The following is a 21,415-nucleotide window of genomic DNA, read 5'->3' on the forward strand; positions in this document are numbered from 1 at the left end:
GCAATGGCTGCACACCTACAATCACCACCGCGGACACACCGCGCTGAAAGGGCAACCACCCGCCAGCCGCGTCCCCAACCTCGCGGGTCAGTACAGCTAGCCGAGGGCGTCGAGGAGGGCGGCGGCGGTGAAGAGCTCCACGCCGACGGTGATGGCGTGCTCGTCCACGTCGAAGTCGCCCTGGTGCAGGTCGCGGACCGTGCGCTCGCCGGGCGGGCGGACGCCGAGCCGGGCCATGGCGCCGGGCACCCGCTCCAGGTACCAGGAGAAGTCCTCGCCGCCCAGGCTCTGCTCGGTGCCCTCGATCGACTCCACGCCGCGCCGGGCGGTCATCGCCTCCCGCAGCAGCTCGGTGGCGTCCGGGTGGTTGACGACCGGCGGGACGCCGCGGACGTAGGTGATCTCGGACTTGGCACGGTAGAGGTTGGCCACTTCGTCGATCGCCGCGACCACCACGTCGGGCGCCTGCCGCCAGGCGTCGAGGTCCAGGCAGCGCACGGTCCCGGCGAGCTCGGCGTGCTGCGGGATGACGTTCGGGGCGTGTCCGGACTCGATCCGGCCCCAGGTGACGGCGAGGCCGCTGCGGCTGTCGATGCGCCGGGCCACCAGCGCGGGCACGTCGGCAACGACGCGGGCGGCGGCGGTGACCAGGTCGGTGGTGAGGTGGGGGCGCGCGGTGTGGCCGCCGGGGCCGTCGAGCGCGATCTCCAGCCGGTCGCAGGCGGAGGTGATGGGGCCCTCGCGCAGCCCGATCCGCCCGGCGTCCACCCGCGGGTCGCAGTGCACGGCGAGGATGCGGCGGACCCCCTCCAGCGCCCCGGCCTCGATGGCTTCGGCGGCGCCGCCGGGCAGTACCTCCTCCGCCGGCTGGAAGATCATCCGCACGGGGCGGCGCAGCAGCCCCTGGCGGTGCAGCCCGGCGAGGACGAGGCCGGCTCCGAGGACGACGGTGGTGTGCACGTCGTGCCCGCAGGCGTGCGCCCGGTCCGGCACGGTGGACCGGTACGGGCAGTCGCTCTTCATGTCGGGGATGGGCAGGGCGTCGATGTCGGCCCGCAGGGCGAGTATGCCCGGGCCGCCGTCGCCGCCGGGGCTCTCCCCTCCCTCGACACCGATGTCGCAGATGAGCCCGGTGCCGGCGGGGAGTACGCGCGGCGCCAGGCCCGCCTTCTCCAGCCGTTCCTTGATCGCTGCGGTGGTGCGGAACTCCTGGTTGCCCAGCTCGGGGTGCATGTGCAGGTCGCGGCGGAAGGCGACGAGCTCGGCGCGCAGTGCCTCGGGCAGCGCGCCGGGAAGCAGGGCTTCACCGGGAAGGTCGACCTCGGACTCTGGGGACATCAGTTGCTTCACCCTCTGAAGGGTAGGACGCCCAGGCGGCCGGTTGACCCTCGATCAACAAAAGTTCAGCCCCTTAGGGGAAGAAAATCTGGTCGCCCCACGCATATCTGTCGAATGTCTTGGGTAAACTCGCCGGTTTTCGCCGACCGAGTGGATCTTCGGATCCACGGGAAGCGGCGACCGCCCCCGCTCCCGGCTACCCGTCTCTCTCACGGATACCACGTCCCGCCCGCCCCACTCGTCCGCGCTCATCAGGCGGACGGGCGGGGCCGGCGGCGGGGGCCCCGCCGAGCCCCTCCGGCGAGGGCGATGGCCCCCGCTCAAACGGTCAGAGCGGCATGAAAGGTGTGATGTTCACCTCTACCGGTGATTGCCGTGAAAAGCGTCATATACGCACGTTCGGCCGGAAAGCCACCGGTAGCGGCGACGGGACCCGTGCCCCGGCCGGGGAGCTATCCGGCGATCGCCACCGCCGCCAGGCGGTGCGCGTCCCGGGCCGAGCCCGTCACCCCGGACAGGAAGCCCTGGGCGCGCGGGGAGGCGTGCTGGGTCAGCCACGCCGGGTCGATGTCGCAGACGGCGACCTTCACCTCCGTACCGGCCAGGGCCAGGGGCAGGGTGTGGACGACCGTGGAGGGGAAGCTGAGGACGGTGCGGCCGACGGGGCCGCGGCGGGCGATCAGTTCCAGGGGCAGGTCGGGGCGGACGATCTGGAGGCCGGTCTCCACGGCCAGCCGGTGGAGTTTCTCGGCGCTCTCGCGCCGGTGGGCGAAGTAGCGGGTGGCGCCGTGCCGCCTCGCCAGCTCCCGGACGGCGGCGACGTACCGGTCGCCGTCCACGACGCCCGTCTCCACCAGCGAGGTGCCGACCATGTCGGCGCCCTTGGTCAGGCGGGGCGGGCCGAAGCGGGCGCGGGTCCAGGCGAAGGCGTTGGCGGTGACCGTCACCCCGTCCGGGGCCTGCTCGATCGGCATGGCGGAGAAGACCTCCACCCGGCGGCTCCGGGACGGGGTCAGCCGGCGGCGGGCGGCGGCGGAGACCGGCGCGAACAGCAGGTCGCGCGGGCCGGGGCGGCGGCCTTTGCGGTGCCAGCGCACCAGGCGTTCGCCGCGGGCGAGCTGGGTGACGAACTCCATGGTGGCGGTGCCGTCGTCGACGACGACCAGCTCGCGGGCGCGGGTGATGGTCAGCAGCAGCTGCACATAGCGGGAGAAGGGGTCGCCCATCACGATCCGCTCGGCGCGGCGCAGGTCGCCCATCAGGCCCCCCACCGTCTGGTAGGGGGCCGCGGCACCGCCGCGGGCCTCCTCCCAGCGGACCTCGTGGCCCTCCCGGCGGGCCAGTTCCGCCATGCGGCGCAGCTGGCCCCGGGTCATCGGGTCGACGGGCGACAGCACCACCAGGGCGAGTCCCGCGCCGGGCGCGCGCAGGTGCGCCCACTCCAGCACGTTCAGGAGCTGTACCGGGCTCTCGACGAAGGCGAGAGTGGGGTGGCCGGCATTCCCGGCGCGGGGGCTCATCGGCGTACGACCGTCCCGTCTCAGGGCGTGGGCGGAGGGGTGGTGGGCGGGGTCAGACGGAGACCGGCTCGCCCGCCGCCGCGGCGATCTCCGCCTCGGCGACGACGCCGGGGACCCGGCGCAGCTTCTTCATGGGGCCGAGCTCGGAGTCGTAGACCTTCTTCACGCCGTCGCCGAGCGCCTCCTCGATGGTGCGGATGTCGCGGACCAGGCGCGTGAGGCCCTGCGGCTCCACCGAGGCGGCCTGGTCCGAGCCCCACATGGCGCGGTCGAGGGTGATGTGGCGCTCGACGAAGCAGGCGCCGAGGGCGACGGCGGCGAGGGTGGTCTGCAAACCGGTCTCGTGGCCGGAGTAGCCGATCGGGACGTTCGGGTACTCCTTCTCCAGCGTGTTGATCACGCGGAGGTTCAGCTCCTCGGCCCTGGCCGGGTAGGTGGAGGTGGCGTGGCAGAGGAGGATGTTGTCGCTGCCCAGGACCTCGACGGCGTGGCGGATCTGCTTCGGCGTCGACATGCCCGTGGACAGGATGATCGTCTTGCCGGTGGCGCGCAGGGCGCGCAGCAGCTCGTCGTCGGTCAGGGAGGCGGAGGCCACCTTGTGGGCGGGGACGTCGAACTTCTCCAGGAAGGCGACGGCCTCGGTGTCCCAGGGGGAGGCGAACCAGTCGATGCCCTTGGTCTTGCAGTAGTCGTCGATCTGGCGGTACTCGTCCTCGCCGAACTCCACGCGGTGGCGGTAGTCGATGTACGTCATCCGGCCCCAGGGGGTGTCGCGCTCGATGTCCCACTGGTCGCGCGGGGTGCAGATCTCCGGCGTCCGCTTCTGGAACTTCACGGCGTCGCAGCCGGCCTCGGCGGCCGCGTCGATCAGCTTGAAGGCGTTGTCGAGGTCGCCGTTGTGGTTGATGCCGATCTCGCCGGTGACGTAGACGGGGCGGCCGGGGCCGGCCTCGCGCGAGCCGAGCGTGCGGATGCGGGAGTCGGTGCTCATGATCAAGGGGTCCTTACGTGGTGGGACTGGGTGAGGGGTTCGTGAGGGAGTGAGGGGAGGGAGTCGGCAGTGGCCGGGGATCCGGGGGCCTCGGGGGTCCCGGCGGCCTCGGGGTCCTCGGGGGTGCCGGGCGTGTCGAGGCCGGGGCCCAGGAGCCAGCCGGCGATCTCCCGGATCGCGCCCCGGCCGCCGGGGACGGTGGTGACCGCGCGGGCGGCGCCGCGTACGGCGTCGTGGGCGTCGGCGACCGCCACCGGCCAGCCGGCCAGGGCGAAGCACGGCAGGTCGTTGACGTCGTTGCCGACGTAGAGCACGCGCTCGGGGTCGACGCCCTGCTCCTCGCACCACCGCTTCAGCGCGAGGTCCTTGCGGTCGACGCCGTGCAGCACCGGGACGCGCAGCTTGCGGGCGCGGGCGGCGACGACGGGGTTGACCTCGGTGGAGAGGATCAGCATCCGCAGGCCGCCGCGGCGCAGCGCGGCGATGCCGAGTCCGTCGCCGCGGTGCACGGCGACCAGCTCCCGCCCGTCGGCGTCGATCAGCACCCGGTCGTCGGTCTGGGTTCCGTCGAAGTCGAGGACGACCGCGTCGACGTCGGCGGCGGTCGGCAGCGCGCCGGGGCGCGCCGCGTCCAGCAGGGGCGCCAGCGCGCGGGCCCGGGCCAGGTCGTGCGGGTCGTCGATCTCCAGGACGCGCGCCGGGTCGGTGCGCACCAGCTCGGTCCGGCCGAAGAAGCGGTGCCGGTGGGCGCGGAAGCCGGAGGCGTCCATCGCGTAGGCGGCGCCGGTCTCCAGCAGGTCCTCGGGCCGGTCCTGGCGGCGCGGGCGGAAGGACTTGTCGTGGTTGACGCCCCGGCCGCCGCCGTCCCCGGGGCCGCCGGCGGCGTCGCGCCAGAGGAAGCCGTGGAACGGCGCCACGGTCACCGCGGTGTCGGCGCCCCGCTCGGCGACCGCGCCGGCCACCCCGTCGACGTCCTCGCGGGTGAGGAAGGGGCTGGTGCACTGCACGAGCAGCACCACGTCGACGGGGGCGCCGTGCAGGGCCTCGTGGGCGTCCAGGGCGTGCAGGACGGCGGCCTCGGAGGTGGCGGTGTCGCCGGCGATGCCGGCGGGCCGCGGCACGATCTCGGCGCCGGCCCGGCGGGCGGCGTCGGCGATGGCCCGGTCGTCGGTGGAGACGACGACGTCGGTCACCAGCCGGGCGGCGCGGCACTCGCGCACGGCGCGGGCCACCAGCGGGACGCCGCCGACGGGGGCGAGGTTCTTGGCGGGCACGCCCTTGGAGCCGCCGCGTGCGGGGATCACCGCGAGCACGCGGCGCACCGCCGCGCCGCGGCCCGCCGCGGGCTCCGCTTCCGGGGTGGACATGAACGGGTCTCCTTGCGCTGCGGGGTGGGCGGCCGGGGCGGTCACAGCTCCCCCATCCGCCGGATGACGGGCGCCACGCGCTGCACGCCGTGCCGGTAGGCGCCGCGGGCCGCGCGGCGGACGATCTGCCGGACGGGGCCGGGCTCCCGGTCGCCGGCGGGGGCGCCCGGCAGCGGGGTGCCGTCGGGGCCGAGGTGGTGGCGGGCGAGGATGCCGGGCAGATAGCCGGGGGCGGTGACGGGGGTGTAGTACGGGGTCAGCGGGGGCAGGCCGCCGGGCCGGGCGAGCAGCTTGGCGATGCGCGCGCGGGCGGCGTCGAAGGCGGTGGCGTACGCGCCTTCCCCGCCGGGGCCGGCCCCGGCCGCGACGCCCTGCCGCGCCACCCACTCCTCGTCCGGCACCGGCCGGTGCCCGGCGTCGAGCTGGTCCCAGGAGGCCAGGCAGCCGGAGCCGGTGAAGTGGTGGTTGCCGAGCGCCTCGCGGATGCCGAGGTCGGTGAGGACGGCGGTCGGGATGCGGCGGTGCAGCGCCTCCAGGGCGGCCGTGGAGCTGACGGTGACCAGCAGGTCGGTGCGGTCCAGCACCTCGCCCATGTGGCCGTAGACCAGGCGGAGGTTGGGCGGCGGGTCCGCCTTCTGCGCCAGCTTCTGGTAGGGCAGTTCCTCGATGTGGGTGGTGTGCTCGCCGGGCTGGGAGCGCAGCTTCAGCAGCACCTCCCGCTCGGGGTGGCGGCGGGCGTGCCGGATCAGCCGGTCCAGCAGGTACGCGCGGTCCGCGCGGCTCGCCGGCACGGAGGGCTGGGCGGCGAAGACGACCGTGTAGGGGTCGTGTTCACCGGTGTAGGGGGCGCCGCCCAGGAACGGCAGCGCCACCTCGGTCACCGCGGAGGCGTCGGCGCCCACCCCTTCGTACACGGCCCGGAAACGCTCGGCGTCCTGGCGGGAGTTGGCGAGGACGAGGTCGGCGCCGTGCCGCAGCAGCAGGCCGTCGGCGAGCTTCTCGTAGACGACGCCGACGTAGCCGGTGACGACGACGGGCCGGTGGGCCCGGTCCTCCCACACCCGCTTCAGGCCGTGCAGCATCGCCTGCACTCCGCCGCCGACCAGGGCGAGGACGAGCACGTCGTACGGCTCGCGCGCCATGGCGCGCAGGAACTCGACGCCGGTGACCTCGCGGAGCGTGTCGGCGCGGACGCCGACCTCGTCGAGCTGGCGGGGGGTGGGGGTGGCGCGGCCCCGCAGGAGGTAGCCGTCCAGACGGAGGTCCGTGTCCCGGGGGGCGGTGCGGCGCGCGGTGAGCGCGCCCCACTTCCACCGGGTGTCGGAGTCCGCGAGGACGGCCACCCGCAGGGCCTTCGTCGCACTTGCTGCACTTGCTGGCACGCCGAAGACGCTAGGAAGGCATTTCTAGGAACCGCCCAACCCGAAAGCAACAAACGGTTAACAGCACACCGCCGAATGGGGAATCGGCCCGTGTCCCGCCCGGAAAACCGTCTGCTTCACGGCTTCGCCACGCGCCGTTCACTCCGCATCAAGCCGCAGGTAAAACCGAATGCCGGGCCGCGGCCTAGCGTCGCCTGCGTGCTCAAGCTCTCCGTCATCGTGCCGTTCTACAACGTGCAGCAATACGCCCCCGACGCCCTGAGGAGTCTGCGCGCCAACGCGCGGGACGACTTCGAATTCATTCTCGTCGACGACTGCTCGACCGACGGGACACCCGACATCCTCGCGCGCGCGGAGCGCGAGCTGCCCGGCGCGGTGCTGGTCAGACACGAGCGCAACGGCGGCCTCGCGACCGCCCGCAACACCGGCATCGACCGGGCTCGCGGCGAGTACCTCACCTTCCTGGACGGCGACGACTGGCTGGCCCCCGGCTACTACGCCCGGCTGGTCGCCGTGATCGAGGAGCTGGGCTGCGACTTCGTGCGCACCGACCATGTGCAGTGCACCGCGCGGTCCCGCGCGGTGCACCGGGTGCCGCACGGCCGCAGGAACGTCCCGCTGCGTCCGCGCGACGCCATCCTGCCGGCCCACCGCTCCACCTCCGTCGACTACGCCTACGCCTGGGCCGGCGTCTACCACCGCCGGCTCGTCGACCGCGGTCTGCTCCACTTCACCGACGGGCTGCGCACGGCCGAGGACCGGCCGTGGATCTGGAAGCTGCACCGGGAGGCGGAGTCCTTCGCCGTGACGGGGCTGCTCGGCGTCTTCTACCGGCGCGGGGTCGCCTCCTCGCTGACGCAGATCGGCGACGCCCGGCAGCTCGACTTCATCCGCGCCTTCGACCAGGTGGTCGCGGAGACCGCAGAGGACCCCGACGCCGAGCGGCTGCTGCCCAAGGCCGTGCGCACGTACTGCGCCATCATCTCCCACCACCTGGGATCGATCGAGAGGTTCGAGCCGCCCGTGGCCCGCAAACTGAAGGCGATGAGCGCCGCCGCGCTGCGGCGGATGCCGCAGGACGCGCTCGACAAGGTGCTCGGCTCGATGGACGCCGAGCGCGCCGGGCGGCTGCGCCGGCTGCGCCGCCGGCCGGTGCCCGCCGGGGAGGTGGCGGCGTGACCACGCAGATCTTCATGGCGTCGACGCTCTACGGCACGGCCACCCTCGCCGCCGCCCTGGACGCCGGCTGTTTCGCCCCCGCCGGCCGGCGGATCCTGCTGGTGTCCAACAACGCGGCGACGCCCGAGACGACGCCCGCGGTCGACCAGATGCCCGGCTTCGACCGGCTGCGCACCCGGTTCGACGACGTCGTGTCGTGGAACGAGGCGATCTTCCCGTTCCACCCGGGCGGCTGGCAGCCGCGCCCGGAGGACGTCCCGGTGTGGGAGCGGTATCTGCGGCTGGCGTGGGGGCTCGGTGACGACGACGTGGCGCTCGCCGTGGAGTCGATCCAGGTGCACCCGGCGCTCGGCGTGACGCAGATCTTCGCCGACGCGCCGGTCACCGTCTACGCGGACGGCCTGATGAGCTACGGCCCCACCCGCAACAAGCTCGACCCGCTGGTCGGCACCCGGGTGGAGCGGCTGCTCCACCTGGACCTGGTGCCGGGCCTCACGCCGCTGCTGCTGACCGAGTTCGGCGTCCCGCCGGAGGTGGTGCCCACCCCCGCGTTCACCAAGGTGCTCGCCGAACTGGCCGACACCGGGGACGGCCTGCCCGCCCTCACCGAACCCGCCCTGCTGCTGGGCCAGTACCTGTCCGCGCTGAACATCCTCTCCCCCGGCGAGGAGGAAGACCTGCATGTGCGGATGCTGCGGGGCGCGGCCGGACTCGGCCACGAGCGGATCGTGTTCAAGCCGCACCCCTCGGCCCCGGCCCGGTTCGCCCGCACCCTGGAGCGGGAGGCCGAGCGGCTCGGCGTGGACCTCACCGTCCTGGACACGCCCGTCCTCGCGGAGGTGCTCTACCAGCGCATGCGTCCGGCGCTGGTCGTCGGCTGCTTCTCCACGGGCCTGCTCACCGCGTCCGCGCTGTACGGGCTGCCGGTCGCCCGCGTCGGCACGGGCACGCTGCTGGACCGGCTCAGCCCGTACGAGAACAGCAACCGCGTCCCGGTCACGGTCGTCGACGCGCTGCTGCCCGAGCCGACCGAGCGCGCGGCCGTCACCGAAGGGCGCCGGGGCATGGACACCGGCGCGCTCACCTCCCTCGTCCGCGCCGTCGGGTACACGATGCAGCCGAAAATCCTGCCGGAGCTGCGCCCCGAGGCCGAGCGGTACCTGACGGCGCATCTCCACACCGGCGCCCGGCGGTACTTCAGGAAGAAGCGGCTGACCGCGCTGGGCCTGCCCGGCGGCATGCCGCGGCGGCTGGCCTTCCTGCCGCGCAACGCCGCGGCGCGCCGGGTGGTACGCCGGGCGCGGGCGCTGCGGCGCTCCCTCAAGCGGTGACGTCCGCCCCGGGGGGACGGACCCGGCGCCGCCGCCCCCGGCAGCCGTACCACCAATTCACGGTGAAGAGAAAATGAACGGAAAGAACTCCGCGACCGATCGCACTTTCCGTTCATTTCCTCTTCACGCACACGTTTCCGTGCCCCGTGCGATGATCTGCGGGAAATCATCACATCTCTGTACGACGATGAAGGTGCGCCTGCAAGACCGGCGTCGCGGGCCGAACAAGCGGTGGCCTTCCGGTACCTGACCTTCGGACTGGGCTGGTTGTCTATGCGTATCGCCGTGTTCATCGAAAACCGCAACGGGGTCGGTCTCACCGCTCAGATCATGAGCGCTCCCGGCGCGCGGGAGCACACCTTCCTGCCGGTCACCGCCGACCTCGGCGGTGACGTCGGCCGGTGGATCGAGGAGGAGACCTCGGCCCGGCTCGACGGCGTGGAGGTACGCAACCTGTTCCACGAGGACGAGACCCTCGCCCACGCGCAGTTCCTGGAGGAGATCGGCCCCCGGACGGCCGCCTTCGCGCGGCGCGAGGGCATCGACCGGCTGATCCTCTTCAACGACCAGTCGCAGCGCGGCAGCCGCGTCGCCCGCGCCCTCGCCGAGACGCTCCCGGTGGTGCTCGTGCAGGACGGGCACCTGGACTTCCACTACAAGACCCTCACGCCCGGCGTCCGCGACCAGAACTGGTACTACGGCTCCTCCAGACCCGCGGCGATATGCGTGTGGGGGCCCGCCACCGCCCATCACCTGCTGTACCGCACGGCGGACGCCGATCCGGTCGTCCACATCACCGGCGCCCTGGGCCACAGCGACGACCCGGCCCTGCTGCGCGCCGCGCACAACCCCGCCCCGCGCCCGGCCCGCACCTCCCGCGAGCCCCTGCGGATCATCATTCTCGACCAGCCCCTGGGCGATCAGCGCAAGCTGCCCGCCAAGCAGCACCGCGAGTATCTGAAGGCGGCCTGCGCGGCCCTCGCGGAGTTCGGCGAGGTCGCGATCAAACCGCATCCCTCGACGCTCTCCGGCCATCTGACCTGGCTGGCCGGGCTGCCCGGCGTCACCGTCCTCGACGAGTCGGCGCTGGCGGACGCGGCGGGCCTGGGCGCCTACGACCTGGCCGTCACCTTCTTCTCCACCACCTACCTCCAGACCCTGCGCGCCGGCGTCCCGCTGATCCTGTTCAGCCCGCCGCCGCTGAACATCGTCTTCCCGGCCGTCAACCACGCCCTGCTGCGCAACGTCGGCACCGTCGGCGAGCTGGCCGACGTGGCCGGGCAGCTGCACCGGACGGGCAAGTTCACCGGCAACACCACCGGGGAGCCCCTGACCCACTTCCTCACCTTCCGCGACGACGTGGCGGAGCAGATCCTGAAGGTGGTGGAGGAGGCGGAGCCGGCCGCGCCGGCCGCGCCGCGGCCCGCCGTCTCCTCGGGCGCGCCGCGCGAGACCCGCGCCGAACGCGCGCTGCGTGCCGTACGGGAGCGGCAGACGCCGCCGAAGTCGCTGGCGGTGCTCGGGCTCGGCTTCGGCTACGTGACGGGAGTCGCCATCCCGATCCTCACCTACACCCAGGCCCTGCTGGCCCACTCCCCCGTGGACATCCGCTACGTCGACCTCAGCGCCTACTGCCGCACCGAGGACGTGCTCGACGCGCTGAAGGACACCGACGTCGTCCTCGTCAACAGCCTCGCGCCGCTGTGGCGGTCGGCGCTGGGCAACGAGCTCGTGGCCGAACTGGTGTCCGCCGGCCGGCAGGTCTTCCTGTACGCGCACGAGACCGAGCACGTCATGGCGTACGAGGCGGAGCACCACACCCTGCGCCACAAGGAGATGCTGCGGCTGCTGCCGGAGCTGACGGTGCTGTGCGTGTCGGCCGCCCAGGCGGACATGTTCCGGGGCCTCGGGGTCGCCGACCCCGTCGTCGTCTACAACACCGTGCCGCAGGACCTGAACCGGGCGCGGGCCCGGGTCGAACCCGGCCCGCGGCCGAGGATCGTGATGGTCGGCTCCATGCAGGACCGCAAGGGGCTGGACCTCTTCTCCCGGGTGGCGGAGCTCGCGCACACCGAGGGGCTGCCGTGGCGGTTCGCGTGGATCGGGCACCGCACCCCGCGCATCGCGCCGACCACCCTGCTGTCGGACCGGGTGACCTGGATGGGCGCCCTGTCCCGCGAGCGGGTGCGGGCCGAACTCGCCGCGTCGGACGTCTTCTTCCTCTCCTCCGTCGACGACCCGATGCCGCTGTCGGTGGTGGAGGCCGTGCAGCAGCGGCTGCGCGTGGTGACCTACCACCGGGTGGGCTCGCGGGAGGTGCTCGACGGGGTGCCGGGCTACCGGTCCTTCGCCGACTACACCCCGCAGGCGGCGCTAACGGCGCTGGGGGCCGTGCTCGGCGAGCGGGTGTCCGAGGACGACTACCGCGAGGTCGAGGAGCTGTTCGACATCCCCGCGTTCACCGCCCGGATGACGGCGGCGCTGGGCCTGCCCGGCCCGCGGCGGGCGGCGCACGGGCAGCCCGGCGATCCGGACACGGGCGCGGGCGGCGGGGACCGGGCGGACACCGGCGCGGCCGAGGAGGTCCGGGCCGTGATACCCCAGCAGATCCGGCACCTCAACGAGGACTTCAAGCGCCATGTGCGCAGCGGCAACGTCGAGGACGCGCTGCGGGTGGGCACCGAGATACTGCGCCGGCGGCAGCCGGTCGACGTGCTGATCGGGATGGCCGAGCTGCGCGCGGGGCGGGGCCAGGTGAAGGAGGCGTGCCAGCTGCTGGCCGCGGCGGCGATCGCCGGGGGCGACCGGGGCCGGGTGTGGTCGGAGATCTCCCGTGTCGCCGGGCTCCTCGGCGCGCGCGGCCGGTCCATCCGCCTGCTGGCCCGCCGGGAGTCGGTGCGCGCCCAGGTGACCACGCACTCGGCACGGCTGCGCAAGGGCCACTGACGGCGACGCGAGGGCACTGACGGCGACACCCCGCCGTTCCTCCGGCCGCCCGCCCGCCCGCACAGGCGGGCGGCCCGGCGGCGGCCCGGACGCGCGGCATCCGGGCCGCCGCTCCCGCGGGTCACCCAGAGTTCAGCAGAAGTTCCCCCGATCCTCCGCCCGACGGCTCCGCACCCCGGCGGGCGGCTGCCTAGCCTGGCCCCACCGCGCTCCTCGCACCCCCGTTCAACTCCCGTGACGGATTGAGGTCCTTGGTTTCCATGGCTTCCACGAACAGCCGCTCGCTGCTTCGCAGCTCGGTCTCCCGGCGTCTGCTGCGTCCGGTCGCCGACCTCATCGACCAGCGCATCGAGCGGCGGGTCCGCTCGGCGGTCGCGCGCACCACCGCGCTCCGGAGCCCCGACGCGCCCGACACGGAGCGACTGGCCCGTGACGTCGAGCTCCTCAGACGCCGCCAGCTCACCTTCGAGCTCCTGCTCGGACCACGGGGCCGCGGCATCTCCCGGATGGTGGCCGAGGCGCCGCTGGACCGCCTCCACGCCGAGGTCGCCGCGCTGGCCGGGGACCGGGAGGCCGCGGTGCGCAACGTCGCCGCCGCCTTCCGTCTGCTCGTGGCGCTGGAGTCGCTCGGGGTGGGCCGGATCGCGGGCGGCACCATGAACATCTGCGGCAAGCTCGGCACGATACCGCTGCTCGACCCGCCCAATGACGAGATCCTGGAGATCGGGACGCTGTACGGGATGTTCTCCGCCGGGCTGGTCCGCATGATGGAGCGCGACGGACGCAGCCCGAGCCTGACCATCGTCGATCCCTTCGCCGGCGTCCAGCTCCAGCCCGGCACCGCCCAGCGCCCGGACCCCACCGGCGCCCCGGTCGACGAGCACGCCGTACGCACCAACCTCGCCCTGGCCGGCCCGGCGGGCGCGGCGGCCCGCGTCCAGCGGGGATTCTCGGAGGACCCCGCGACCCGGGCCGCCGTCTCCGACCGCGCCTACGGCGTCATCGTCGTGGACGGGGACCACTCCGAACGGGGCGTGGCCCAGGACCTTCAGTGGGCCGAGGAGATAGCGGCGCCCGGCGCCGTCGTCGTCCTGGACGACTACGGCGACCCGAACTGGCCCGGCATCAAGCAGGCCCTGGACACGCACCTGACCGGCGAGACGCGCTTCACCTACCTCGGCAAGGCGGCGCACTCGGCCTACCTGCGGGCGGCCTGACACCGCCCGCCGCCCGCACCGGGGCGACCCCGCCCACCCGCACCAGCAGTGACCGTGAACCGCGCACGGTCGAAGGAGTCACGCACATGACCGAGACGGTCATGACGGCGTCCGCGTCGCAGCCCGCCGCCGTCACCGGGACCCCGGGCCCCGCCGACCCGGCCCGCCCGCCGCGGCGGAAGGCCGCCCCCGCCCGGCTGCGCGCCCTGGACGGGCTGCGCCTGGTGGCCGCGCTGATGGTGGCCCTCTACCACTACGGCGGGCGCGGCGGTCACGTCACCGAGGCGTGGGGCACGTCCCCCCGGCACCAGTTCCCGACGCTGCACCAGCTCTTCGCCTACGGCTGCCTGGGCGTCCAGGTCTTCTTCGTGATCAGCGGGTTCGTGATCTGCATGAGCGGCTGGGGCCGGCCCCTGTCGTCGTTCTTCGCCTCCCGGGCCGCCCGGCTGCTGCCCGCCTACTGGGTGGCGGTGGTCCTGGTGACGGCGGTCTTCGCGCTGCCGGTGGTCGCCTACGAGGCGGTGTCACCGAGCGACGCGCTGGTGAACCTGACCATGCTCCAGCAGCCGCTGGGCGCCGACCGGGTGCTCGGCGTGTGCTGGACGCTGTGGGCGGAGGTCCGGTTCTACGCGCTGTTCGCGCTGTGCGTGGTCCTGCCGGGGGCGACCCGGCGGCGGGTGATCCTGTTCTGCGCCTGCTGGACGCTGGCGGCGGCGCTCGCCCAGGCCGCCGACGAGCCGCTGCTCGATCTGGTCCTCATGCCCGAGTACGCGCCGTTCTTCATCGGCGGCATCGGCCTGTACCTCGTCCACCGCGACCGGCGGGACGCCTGCGGGTGGGGCATCGCGGCGGTCGGCTTCCTCGTCGGGCAGCACTACGCGGTCGGCGAGCTGTGGAACGCGGCCGATCCGGACGCCTTCGCCCACCGCACCACGGCCGGCATCGTCCTCGTCGTCGCCGTCGGCTTCGCGGCGGTCGCGGCGATCGCGCTGGGCCTGCTGAACCGCGCCGACTGGCGCTGGCTGACCGTGGCGGGCGCGCTGACGTACCCGTTCTACCTCGTCCACGAGCACCTCGGCTGGGTGGTGATCCACGCCCTGCACCGCGGTGCGGGCCTGGGCTCGGCGACGACCTTCGCGCTGACCCTGGCCGCGATGCTGCTGCTGGCCTGGCTGCTGAACCGGTACGTCGAGAAGCCGCTGACCCCCCGTTTGCGGGCGGCTCTGTCACGCATCCGGTGATTTCTTCACACGATATGCGGCGTGGAGCTGGAACGGGGTGCGCCCGGCAGGCAACCTCCCCCCATGGCCACTGCACACGCACCCGAGACGTACCCCGGTGAGCTGAACGACGTGCCCGGCTGGTTCTGGCCGCTCGACCAGCTGCTGTTCACATGGTTCCTGGAACGGCAGTCGGCGCGGGGCCTGCGGGGCGACCTGCTGGAACTGGGCGCCTACCTGGGCAAGAGCGCGATCCTGCTGGGGCACCACCGCCGGCCGGGCGAACGGTTCACCGTCTGCGACCTGTTCGGCAGCCAGGCCCCGGACCGGGCCAACCGCGCGGAGTCGGCGCGGTCCTACGCCTCGCTCACCCGCCAGGCGTTCGAGCGGAACTACCTCTCCTTCCACGACACCCTGCCGGAGATCGTCCACGCGCCGACCTCCGTGATCACCGAGGAGGTCGCGCCGGGCACATGCCGGTTCGTCCACATCGACGCCTCGCATCTGTACGAGCATGTCCGCGGCGACATCGAGGCGGCCCGCGAGCTGCTGCTGCCCGAGGGCGTCGTCGTCCTGGACGACTTCCGCTCCGAGCACACCCCCGGCGTCTCCGTCGCCGCCTGGGAGGCGGTGCTCAACCACGGGCTGCGGCCCGTCTGCCTCAGCTCCCAGAAGCTGTACGGCACCTGGGGCGATCCCGTACCCGTCCAGGAGGAGCTGATCGCCGTGCTGGGCCGGCGCGAGGACTGCTCGGTGAGTACGCAGGAGGCCGCCGGGCACCGGCTGGTGCGGGTGCGGGCCAAGGGCATGCAGCCGCCGCCGTTCCCGCGCTCGCGGCACTACGAGCCCCCCGCCCCGGCGCCCCGGCCGGTGCCGGCGGCCCGCCCCGCCGGCACCGCCCGCGCCCGCCGTCTCGCCGTGGACCTGCTGCCGCCGGTCGTCACCCGGGCCGTCCGCCGCCACCGCGCGGGGCGCGGACGCCGTACACCGGGCGCACGGGCCGCTTCCTAGCGTTGTACTGGGGGCGCGGACGCCGTACCCCCGGCGCGCGCCCCGCTCCGAAGCGCCCCCGGCGGCGGACGGCCTCGCGGAGCACCTCGCCCTCGTGGGCCCTGAGGTGACCGGGGCCGGCGGTCAGGCGCTCGCCAGCGACAGCTTCACCGCGAATCCCAGGAACAGCGCGCCCGCCGCCGAGGTGGCCGTCGCCGACAGACGCCTGCGGCGGCGGAAGGCGGCGGCCAGCCGGGTGCCGCTGAGGATCAGGGCGCTGAGGTAGAGGACGCTGGCCAGCTGGGCGAGGGTGCCCAGGACCACGAAGGAGAGCGCGGGGTAGGCGTAGGCCGGGTCGACGAACTGCACGAAGAAGGCGACGAAGAACAGGATCGCCTTCGGGTTGACGAGACTGATGACCAGGGCGCGGCGGTAGGGGCGCTCGTCGGCGACGGCACCGGCGGCCGGGTCGCCGCCGCCCTCGGCGCTCCGGTCGCGCCGGGTCCGCCACATCCCCCAGGCGGCCCGCAGCATGCCCACGGCCAGCCAGGTCAGGTATCCGGCCCCGGCGTACTTCACGATCCCGAACAGCAGCGCGTTGGCCTGGAGCAGCGAGGCGACCCCGGCGGCCGAGAGGGTCATCAGCACGGTGTCCCCGCACCAGACCCCGGCGGCGGCGCGGTACCCGGCGCGCACCCCGCGCCGGGCGGCGACGGAGAGGACGTACAAGGAGTTGGGGCCGGGGAGCAGGACGATCAGTACCAGGCCCGCGAGGTAGGTGGGGAGATCGATGACGCCGAACATGGGAAGGAGTGTCGCACGTGAGTACGACATCCCGCCCCGGCGTTTTCCGCCGCCGGGAAACCGGCGGCGGGCTCCGCGCCCGGGGTCACCCCTGCGAGGTGGTGGCCGGCCGGGCGGAAGGCGTCAGAAGGCGTCCGACGGCACGTAGGTCCCCCACACCTCCCGCAGCGCGTTGCACACCTCGCCCACCGTGGCCCGCGCCCGCAGCGCGTCCTTCATCGGGTACAGGACGTTGTCGTCCCCCTCGGCGGCCTTCTTCAGCGCGGCGAGGGCCGAGTCCACGGCCTGCTGGTCCCGCTCGGCGCGCAGCCTGGCCAGGCGCTCGGCCTGCTGCGCCTCGATGGCGGGGTCGACGCGCAGCGGCTCGTACGGCTCCTCCTCGTCGAGCTGGAAGCGGTTGACGCCGACCACGACCCGCTCCCCGGCGTCGGTCTCCTGGGCGATGCGGTAGGCGCTGCGCTCGATCTCGTTCTTCTGGAAGCCGTGCTCGATGGCGTTGACCGCGCCGCCGAGGTCCTCGACCTTCCGCATCAGCTCCAGCGTCGCGGCCTCGACGTCGTCGGTCATCTTCTCGATGACGTAGGAGCCCGCGAAGGGGTCGACCGTCGCGGTCACGTCCGTCTCGTAGGCCAGGACCTGCTGCGTGCGCAGGGCGAGCCGGGCGGACTTGTCGGTGGGCAGCGCGATGGCCTCGTCGAAGGAGTTGGTGTGCAGCGACTGGGTACCGCCGAGCACCGCCGCCAGGCCCTGGACGGCGACCCGGACCAGGTTGACCTCCGGCTGCTGCGCCGTCAGCTGCACCCCGGCCGTCTGCGTGTGGAAGCGCAGCATCATCGACTTGGGGTTCTCGGCGCCGAACTCCTCCTTCATCACCCGCGCCCAGATCCGGCGCGCGGCACGGAACTTGGCGACCTCCTCCAGGATCGTCGTGCGGGCGACGAAGAAGAAGGACAGGCGCGGGGCGAAGTCGTCGACGTCCATGCCGGCCGCGACCGCGGTGCGGACGTACTCGATGCCGTCGGCGAGGGTGAAGGCGATCTCCTGCGCGGGGGAGGCGCCCGCCTCGGCCATGTGGTAGCCGGAGATCGAGATGGTGTTCCACTTCGGGATCTCGGCCTTGCAGTACTTGAAGATGTCCGCGATCAGGCGCAGCGACGGCTTGGGCGGGAAGATGTACGTCCCGCGCGCGATGTACTCCTTCAGCACGTCGTTCTGGATGGTGCCCGTCAGCCGGTCGGCGCTGACGCCCTGTTCCTCGGCGACCAGTTGGTAGAGCAGGAGCAGCAGGGCGGCCGGGGCGTTGATCGTCATCGACGTGGACACCTTGTCCAGCGGGATGCCGTCGAACAGCACCCGCATGTCGTCGATCGAGTCGATGGCGACGCCGACCTTGCCGACCTCGCCGTGCGCGATCGGCGCGTCGGAGTCGTGGCCCATCTGGGTGGGCAGGTCGAAGGCGACCGACAGGCCCATGGTGCCGTTGGCGATGAGCTGCTTGTAGCGGGCGTTGGACTCCACCGCCGTGCCGAACCCGGCGTACTGGCGCATCGTCCAGGGGCGGCCGGTGTACATCGTCGGGTACACGCCGCGTGTGAAGGGGTACGCCCCGGGCTCACCCAGCTTTCCGGCCGGGTCCCAGCCGGCCAGGGCGCCGGGTCCGTAGACCGGTTCGATGGGCAGTCCGGACTCAGACTCGCGCGCCATGGTGCGTTGCCTCCCGCTGAGCAAAGAATCGAGTTACTCGTCGTCTACTCGCCGGCTCACGCCGGTTACTCGCCAGTACAGCCCATCTCTTGATCGGACTGTAGCGGTGACCCGCCCGCCGGGTGCAGAGGTAAGGGCTGGGACCTTGCTCACAACCGCACGCCGCGTCCCCCGTCACACCACCATGCCGCCCTGTTCACGATCCGTCATCCGCGGGGAACATCTCAGGGGAACATCTCCAGGGAACGTCCGGCGGGGACGACTGCCCGGACGCGTCGCCGAGACGGCGGGGGGCCGTGATGCGGGGAACGGGACAGGGCACGGGAACGGGCGCGGGCAGGGTGGCCGCCGCCGCGGCGGCGGCCCTGGTGGCGGTGTGCGGCTGCACCGTGCAGCCGGCGGGCGCGGACGGGCAGCAGCGCGCACCGGTGCGCATCGACGTCTCCGGCGCCCCGCCGGCACCGCAGCCGTCGCAGCCGCCACAGGCGCCGCGGCCGTCACAGCCGCCACAGCCCTCCCGGCCCCAGCCGCCGGCCCCGTCCCAGCCGCCGTCCGACGACCGGCCGTCCCCCGGCCGCCGGCCGAGCGCGCCGCCCGTGCCCCCTGCGGCCCCCGTCCTGTGGTCCCGGGGCGACACCGGGCGGGACGTCCGCGAACTCCAGGCACGCCTGCGCCAGATCGAGTGGCTGTTCGACGGGCCGACCGGGACGTACGACGACCTCACCGAGCGCGCGGTACGCGGCTTCCAGGGCAAGCGCGGACTTCCCCCCACCGGCAGGACCGACACCGTCACCTGGCAGCGGCTGCTGGGGATGACGCGCGAACCGGGCTGGTGGGACCTGTACCTCATGGGCGGGCAACCGGCCGCCGCGCCCGACGCGCGCTGCCTGACCGGCCGGGTCCTGTGCGTCAGCAAGTCCAGCCGGACGCTGCGCTGGATGATCGACGGCCGGACGGTGACGACGCTGCCCGTCCGCTTCGGCTCCGATGCGGCCCCGACCCGGGAGGGCGTCTTCCAGGTCTACTGGAAGTCCCGGCACCACTGGTCGACCCTGTACGACACGCCCATGCCGTACGCGATGTTCTTCAGCGGCGGCCAGGCCGTGCACTACTCGGCCGACTTCGCGGCCCGGGGCTACGCCGGCGCCTCGCACGGCTGCGTCAACGTCCGGGACGAGGCGGCGATCGCGGAGCTGTACCGGCAGGTGCGCAACGGCGACAAGGTCGTCGTGTACCGGTGAGGGCGGCCGCCGGGCGGCCGGGGCGATGAGGGCGCGGACGGGACCGGGGGAACGTGTCCCGTCCGCGCCGATGCACGAGCCGCGGGTACGGGGGGAACCCCGGCTCGGTGCGACAGCCGATGACCAGTCGGCTCACTCAGTACTGCGTCACTGCGGCCGAAAATGTCACACCCCGCGGCCAAAAAAATCCCACCGCCCACGAAACCGCAGGTCACAGGGGTCTGTCACACAACTTTCGCAGGGGCGCCCGGCGGGGCTACGGCCGGGGCGCGTCCGCCGGTCTCGCCGCCGGGAGGGCCGCGCGGACCGGCCCCGTGCGGACGGCGGCGCTCTGGCGGGCGGCGCCGTCGGCCGACGGGGTGTCGCCGCCCCGGCCGCCGCTGCCGTTCCCGTCCTTCTTCACCGCGGCGTCGCCCTCGCCGTCGGACGTGCCGCCGTCGTTCCGCCCGCCCGCGTTCCCCTGCCCGGCCCCCGGGGCCGCGCCGTTCCCGCCCTTCCCCGCGGCGCCGCCGTCCCGGCCACCGGAACCGGCCAGGACGTCCTCGCAGTACGCGGGCACGCGCGCGGCCCCGCCGGCCGCGCGCTCCAGCGCCCGCCGGCCCGCCGCGCCGAGGACCTCTCCGGCGCGCAGGTCCCGGCAGGCCCGGGCGAGAACGGACCGCTGCCCGCCGCCCGCACCGCCCCGCGCCTCGCCGGAACCGGAATCGGAATCGGAACTGGAGCGGTCACCGGAACCGGACGCCGCGCCCGTCTCCTCGCCGCTCTCCTTCTCCTCCGTACCGCCCCGCTTCCCGTCCTCCTCCTCGCCGGTGTCCGCCTTCGCGTCCTTCCGCGCGGCGCCCAGGCCGGCCGGACCGGCCGGGGTGCCGTCCGGCCGGGGCTCGCCCCAGGTCCGGTCCCGCGGGGAGGGGGACACCAGCGGGCGGCCGGGGGTCGCGGCGGCCGGCGCGGAGGCGGCGGGGGCGGGCGCGCCGCCGCCGAACGGTGCGGGCAGGGTCCCGGTCCCGGCGGCCACCGCCACTCCGCCGACCATGCCCGCGGCCAGTACGGCGGCGAGCGTCAGGCGCAGCGGGCGGACCCGGCGGGGCGGGCGGGCGCCGCGACCGCCGGTGGCGGCGGGGTCCGCGGGAGCGGTTCCGCTTCCGGTACCGGAGGCGGCCGTCCCGTCGGCGTGCGCCGCGCGGAAGGCGGCCAGCGCGGCGGCCTCGCCGGGCAGTTGCCCGCCGGGCGGCGGGCAGGGCGCGGCGAGCGCGCGCAGGGCGGCGGCGAGCCGTTCGGCCCGCTCGCGGGCGCTGGGGTCGACAGGGTCGAGCGGCTCTCCGCGCAGCAGGCGTTCCGCCGTTTCGCGGTCCAGCCACTTGTCCTGCTCGTCGGCCATCACATGTCCTTCTGCGTCCGCGCGGACGTATGCGTCACAGTCGCGGACGTCACCTTGCGGCCCAGTGGTTCTCGGGGCGCGGGCAGGGCGCCGAGCACGCCGGTGGATTCCGGATCGCCGCCGAGCAGTTCGGCCAGGCGCTTGAGCCCGCGGTGCGCCGCCGTGCGGACGGCGCCCGGCCGCTTGCCCAGCGTCTCGGCGGCGCTCTTGGCGTCCAGGCCCACCACCACGCGCAGCACCACGGCCTCCGCCTGGTCCTGCGGCAGCCGGGCGATGAGGGAGAGGGTGCTGTCGGTGGTGAGGGCCTCGATCGCCTCGCCCGCGGTGTCGGACTCGGCGGGTCTGCCGGTCAGTTCCGTCTCGTCACCGGCGATGGCGGGCCGGCGCCCCCGCATGCGGATGTGGTCGAGCGCGCGGTTGCGGGCGATCCGGGCGGCCCAGCCGCGGAAGCGGTCCGCGTCCCCGCTGAAGCGCTCCAGGTCACGGGCGATCTGCAACCACGCCTCGGACGCGACGTCCTCGGCGTCCGGCTCGCCGACCAGTGTGCGTATGTAGCCGAGCAGCCGCGGGTGCACCGCGCGGTACACAGTCCGGAACGCGCCTTCGTCCCCGTCCTGCGCCGCGCGCACCGCGGCGGTCAGCTCCGCGTCGTCCCCCAGCACCGCGCGCGCCTCTCTTTGCGCCTGATCCGGCGCCGCTCTCGCGGCCCGGGCTCTGGCCGTCGTGGTTCCTGACATGGTGGTTGCGGTGGTCTACCGCAGGTGTGACGCGGGGGCCCAGCCCTCCGCGGTCCGGCGCGAAACGCAC

The 21,415-nt window shown here is 74.0% G+C and carries 16 protein-coding genes; 7 read left to right on the forward strand and 9 right to left on the reverse strand.

The genetic code is table 11. The annotated features are described in order from the left end of the window. Positions 1-96: 96 nt before the first annotated feature. The 5 genes from AB0L74_RS14780 to AB0L74_RS14800 all read right to left on the reverse strand — a co-directional run bounded on the left by AB0L74_RS14780 (position 97) and on the right by AB0L74_RS14800 (position 6,598). Positions 97-1,338, reverse strand: coding sequence for an amidohydrolase (locus AB0L74_RS14780; protein WP_365651180.1), 1,242 nt, complete (start codon positions 1,336-1,338; stop codon positions 97-99). 452 nt (positions 1,339-1,790) lie between these two features. Further along, positions 1,791-2,858 (reverse strand): hypothetical protein, encoded by a 1,068-nt coding sequence (locus AB0L74_RS14785; RefSeq protein WP_365650693.1) that lies wholly within the window; start codon positions 2,856-2,858, stop codon positions 1,791-1,793. 52 nt (positions 2,859-2,910) lie between these two features. Further along, positions 2,911-3,849 (reverse strand): N-acetylneuraminate synthase family protein, encoded by a 939-nt coding sequence (locus AB0L74_RS14790; RefSeq protein ID WP_365650696.1) that lies wholly within the window; start codon positions 3,847-3,849, stop codon positions 2,911-2,913. A gap of 2 nt (positions 3,850-3,851) precedes the next feature. Then, complete coding sequence (locus AB0L74_RS14795; protein ID WP_365650699.1) at positions 3,852-5,216, reverse strand: acylneuraminate cytidylyltransferase; 1,365 nt, start codon at positions 5,214-5,216, stop codon at positions 3,852-3,854. Positions 5,217-5,257: 41 nt separating this feature from the next. Beyond that, a complete protein-coding gene (locus AB0L74_RS14800) occupies positions 5,258-6,598 on the reverse strand; it encodes a DUF6716 putative glycosyltransferase (RefSeq protein WP_365650702.1) in 1,341 nt (446 codons plus the stop codon). A 198-nt stretch (positions 6,599-6,796) separates the two neighbouring features. On the opposite strand from AB0L74_RS14800, the gene AB0L74_RS14805 reads away from it, so the two are divergent. The 6 genes from AB0L74_RS14805 (at position 6,797) to AB0L74_RS14830 (ending at position 15,502) form a co-directional block, all read left to right on the forward strand. Next, positions 6,797-7,777 (forward strand): glycosyltransferase family 2 protein, encoded by a 981-nt coding sequence (locus AB0L74_RS14805; protein ID WP_365650706.1) that lies wholly within the window; start codon positions 6,797-6,799, stop codon positions 7,775-7,777. Next, on the forward strand, positions 7,774-9,108 hold the full coding sequence (locus AB0L74_RS14810) for a polysialyltransferase family glycosyltransferase (protein WP_365650708.1): 1,335 nt from the start codon (positions 7,774-7,776) through the stop codon (positions 9,106-9,108). Before AB0L74_RS14805 ends, AB0L74_RS14810 begins: the two co-directional genes overlap by 4 nt. A gap of 285 nt (positions 9,109-9,393) precedes the next feature. Further along, a complete protein-coding gene (locus AB0L74_RS14815) occupies positions 9,394-12,054 on the forward strand; it encodes a glycosyltransferase family 4 protein (RefSeq protein ID WP_365650711.1) in 2,661 nt (886 codons plus the stop codon). A 260-nt stretch (positions 12,055-12,314) separates the two neighbouring features. Beyond that, positions 12,315-13,271 (forward strand): class I SAM-dependent methyltransferase, encoded by a 957-nt coding sequence (locus tag AB0L74_RS14820; protein ID WP_365650714.1) that lies wholly within the window; start codon positions 12,315-12,317, stop codon positions 13,269-13,271. Between the two features lie 86 nt (positions 13,272-13,357). Then, entirely contained in the window at positions 13,358-14,512 is a 1,155-nt protein-coding gene (locus tag AB0L74_RS14825; RefSeq protein ID WP_365650717.1) for an acyltransferase, read from the forward strand. A 63-nt stretch (positions 14,513-14,575) separates the two neighbouring features. Beyond that, positions 14,576-15,502 (forward strand): class I SAM-dependent methyltransferase, encoded by a 927-nt coding sequence (locus tag AB0L74_RS14830; RefSeq protein WP_365650720.1) that lies wholly within the window; start codon positions 14,576-14,578, stop codon positions 15,500-15,502. Between the two features lie 123 nt (positions 15,503-15,625). On the opposite strand, the gene leuE is transcribed toward AB0L74_RS14830, so the two are convergent. Continuing rightward, positions 15,626-16,285: a leucine efflux protein LeuE gene (leuE, locus tag AB0L74_RS14835; RefSeq protein WP_365650723.1), complete on the reverse strand. Its 660-nt coding sequence runs from the start codon at positions 16,283-16,285 to the stop codon at positions 15,626-15,628. Between the two features lie 123 nt (positions 16,286-16,408). Next, positions 16,409-17,989: a methylmalonyl-CoA mutase family protein gene (locus tag AB0L74_RS14840; protein ID WP_365650726.1), complete on the reverse strand. Its 1,581-nt coding sequence runs from the start codon at positions 17,987-17,989 to the stop codon at positions 16,409-16,411. A 299-nt stretch (positions 17,990-18,288) separates the two neighbouring features. Here AB0L74_RS14840 and AB0L74_RS14845 point away from each other — a divergent pair, with 299 nt between their 5' ends. After that, positions 18,289-19,230 (forward strand): L,D-transpeptidase family protein, encoded by a 942-nt coding sequence (locus AB0L74_RS14845; RefSeq protein ID WP_365650729.1) that lies wholly within the window; start codon positions 18,289-18,291, stop codon positions 19,228-19,230. 256 nt (positions 19,231-19,486) lie between these two features. Here the strand turns inward: AB0L74_RS14845 and AB0L74_RS14850 are convergent, their stop codons facing one another. Further along, a complete protein-coding gene (locus tag AB0L74_RS14850) occupies positions 19,487-20,608 on the reverse strand; it encodes a hypothetical protein (RefSeq protein ID WP_365650731.1) in 1,122 nt (373 codons plus the stop codon). Beyond that, on the reverse strand, positions 20,608-21,270 hold the full coding sequence (locus tag AB0L74_RS14855) for an RNA polymerase sigma factor (RefSeq protein ID WP_365650733.1): 663 nt from the start codon (positions 21,268-21,270) through the stop codon (positions 20,608-20,610). Before AB0L74_RS14855 ends, AB0L74_RS14850 begins: the two co-directional genes overlap by 1 nt. Between the last annotated feature and the right edge of the window lie 145 nt (positions 21,271-21,415).

Source organism: Streptomyces sp. NPDC052020 (genome assembly GCF_040680575.1).
Lineage (GTDB): Bacteria > Actinomycetota > Actinomycetes > Streptomycetales > Streptomycetaceae > Streptomyces.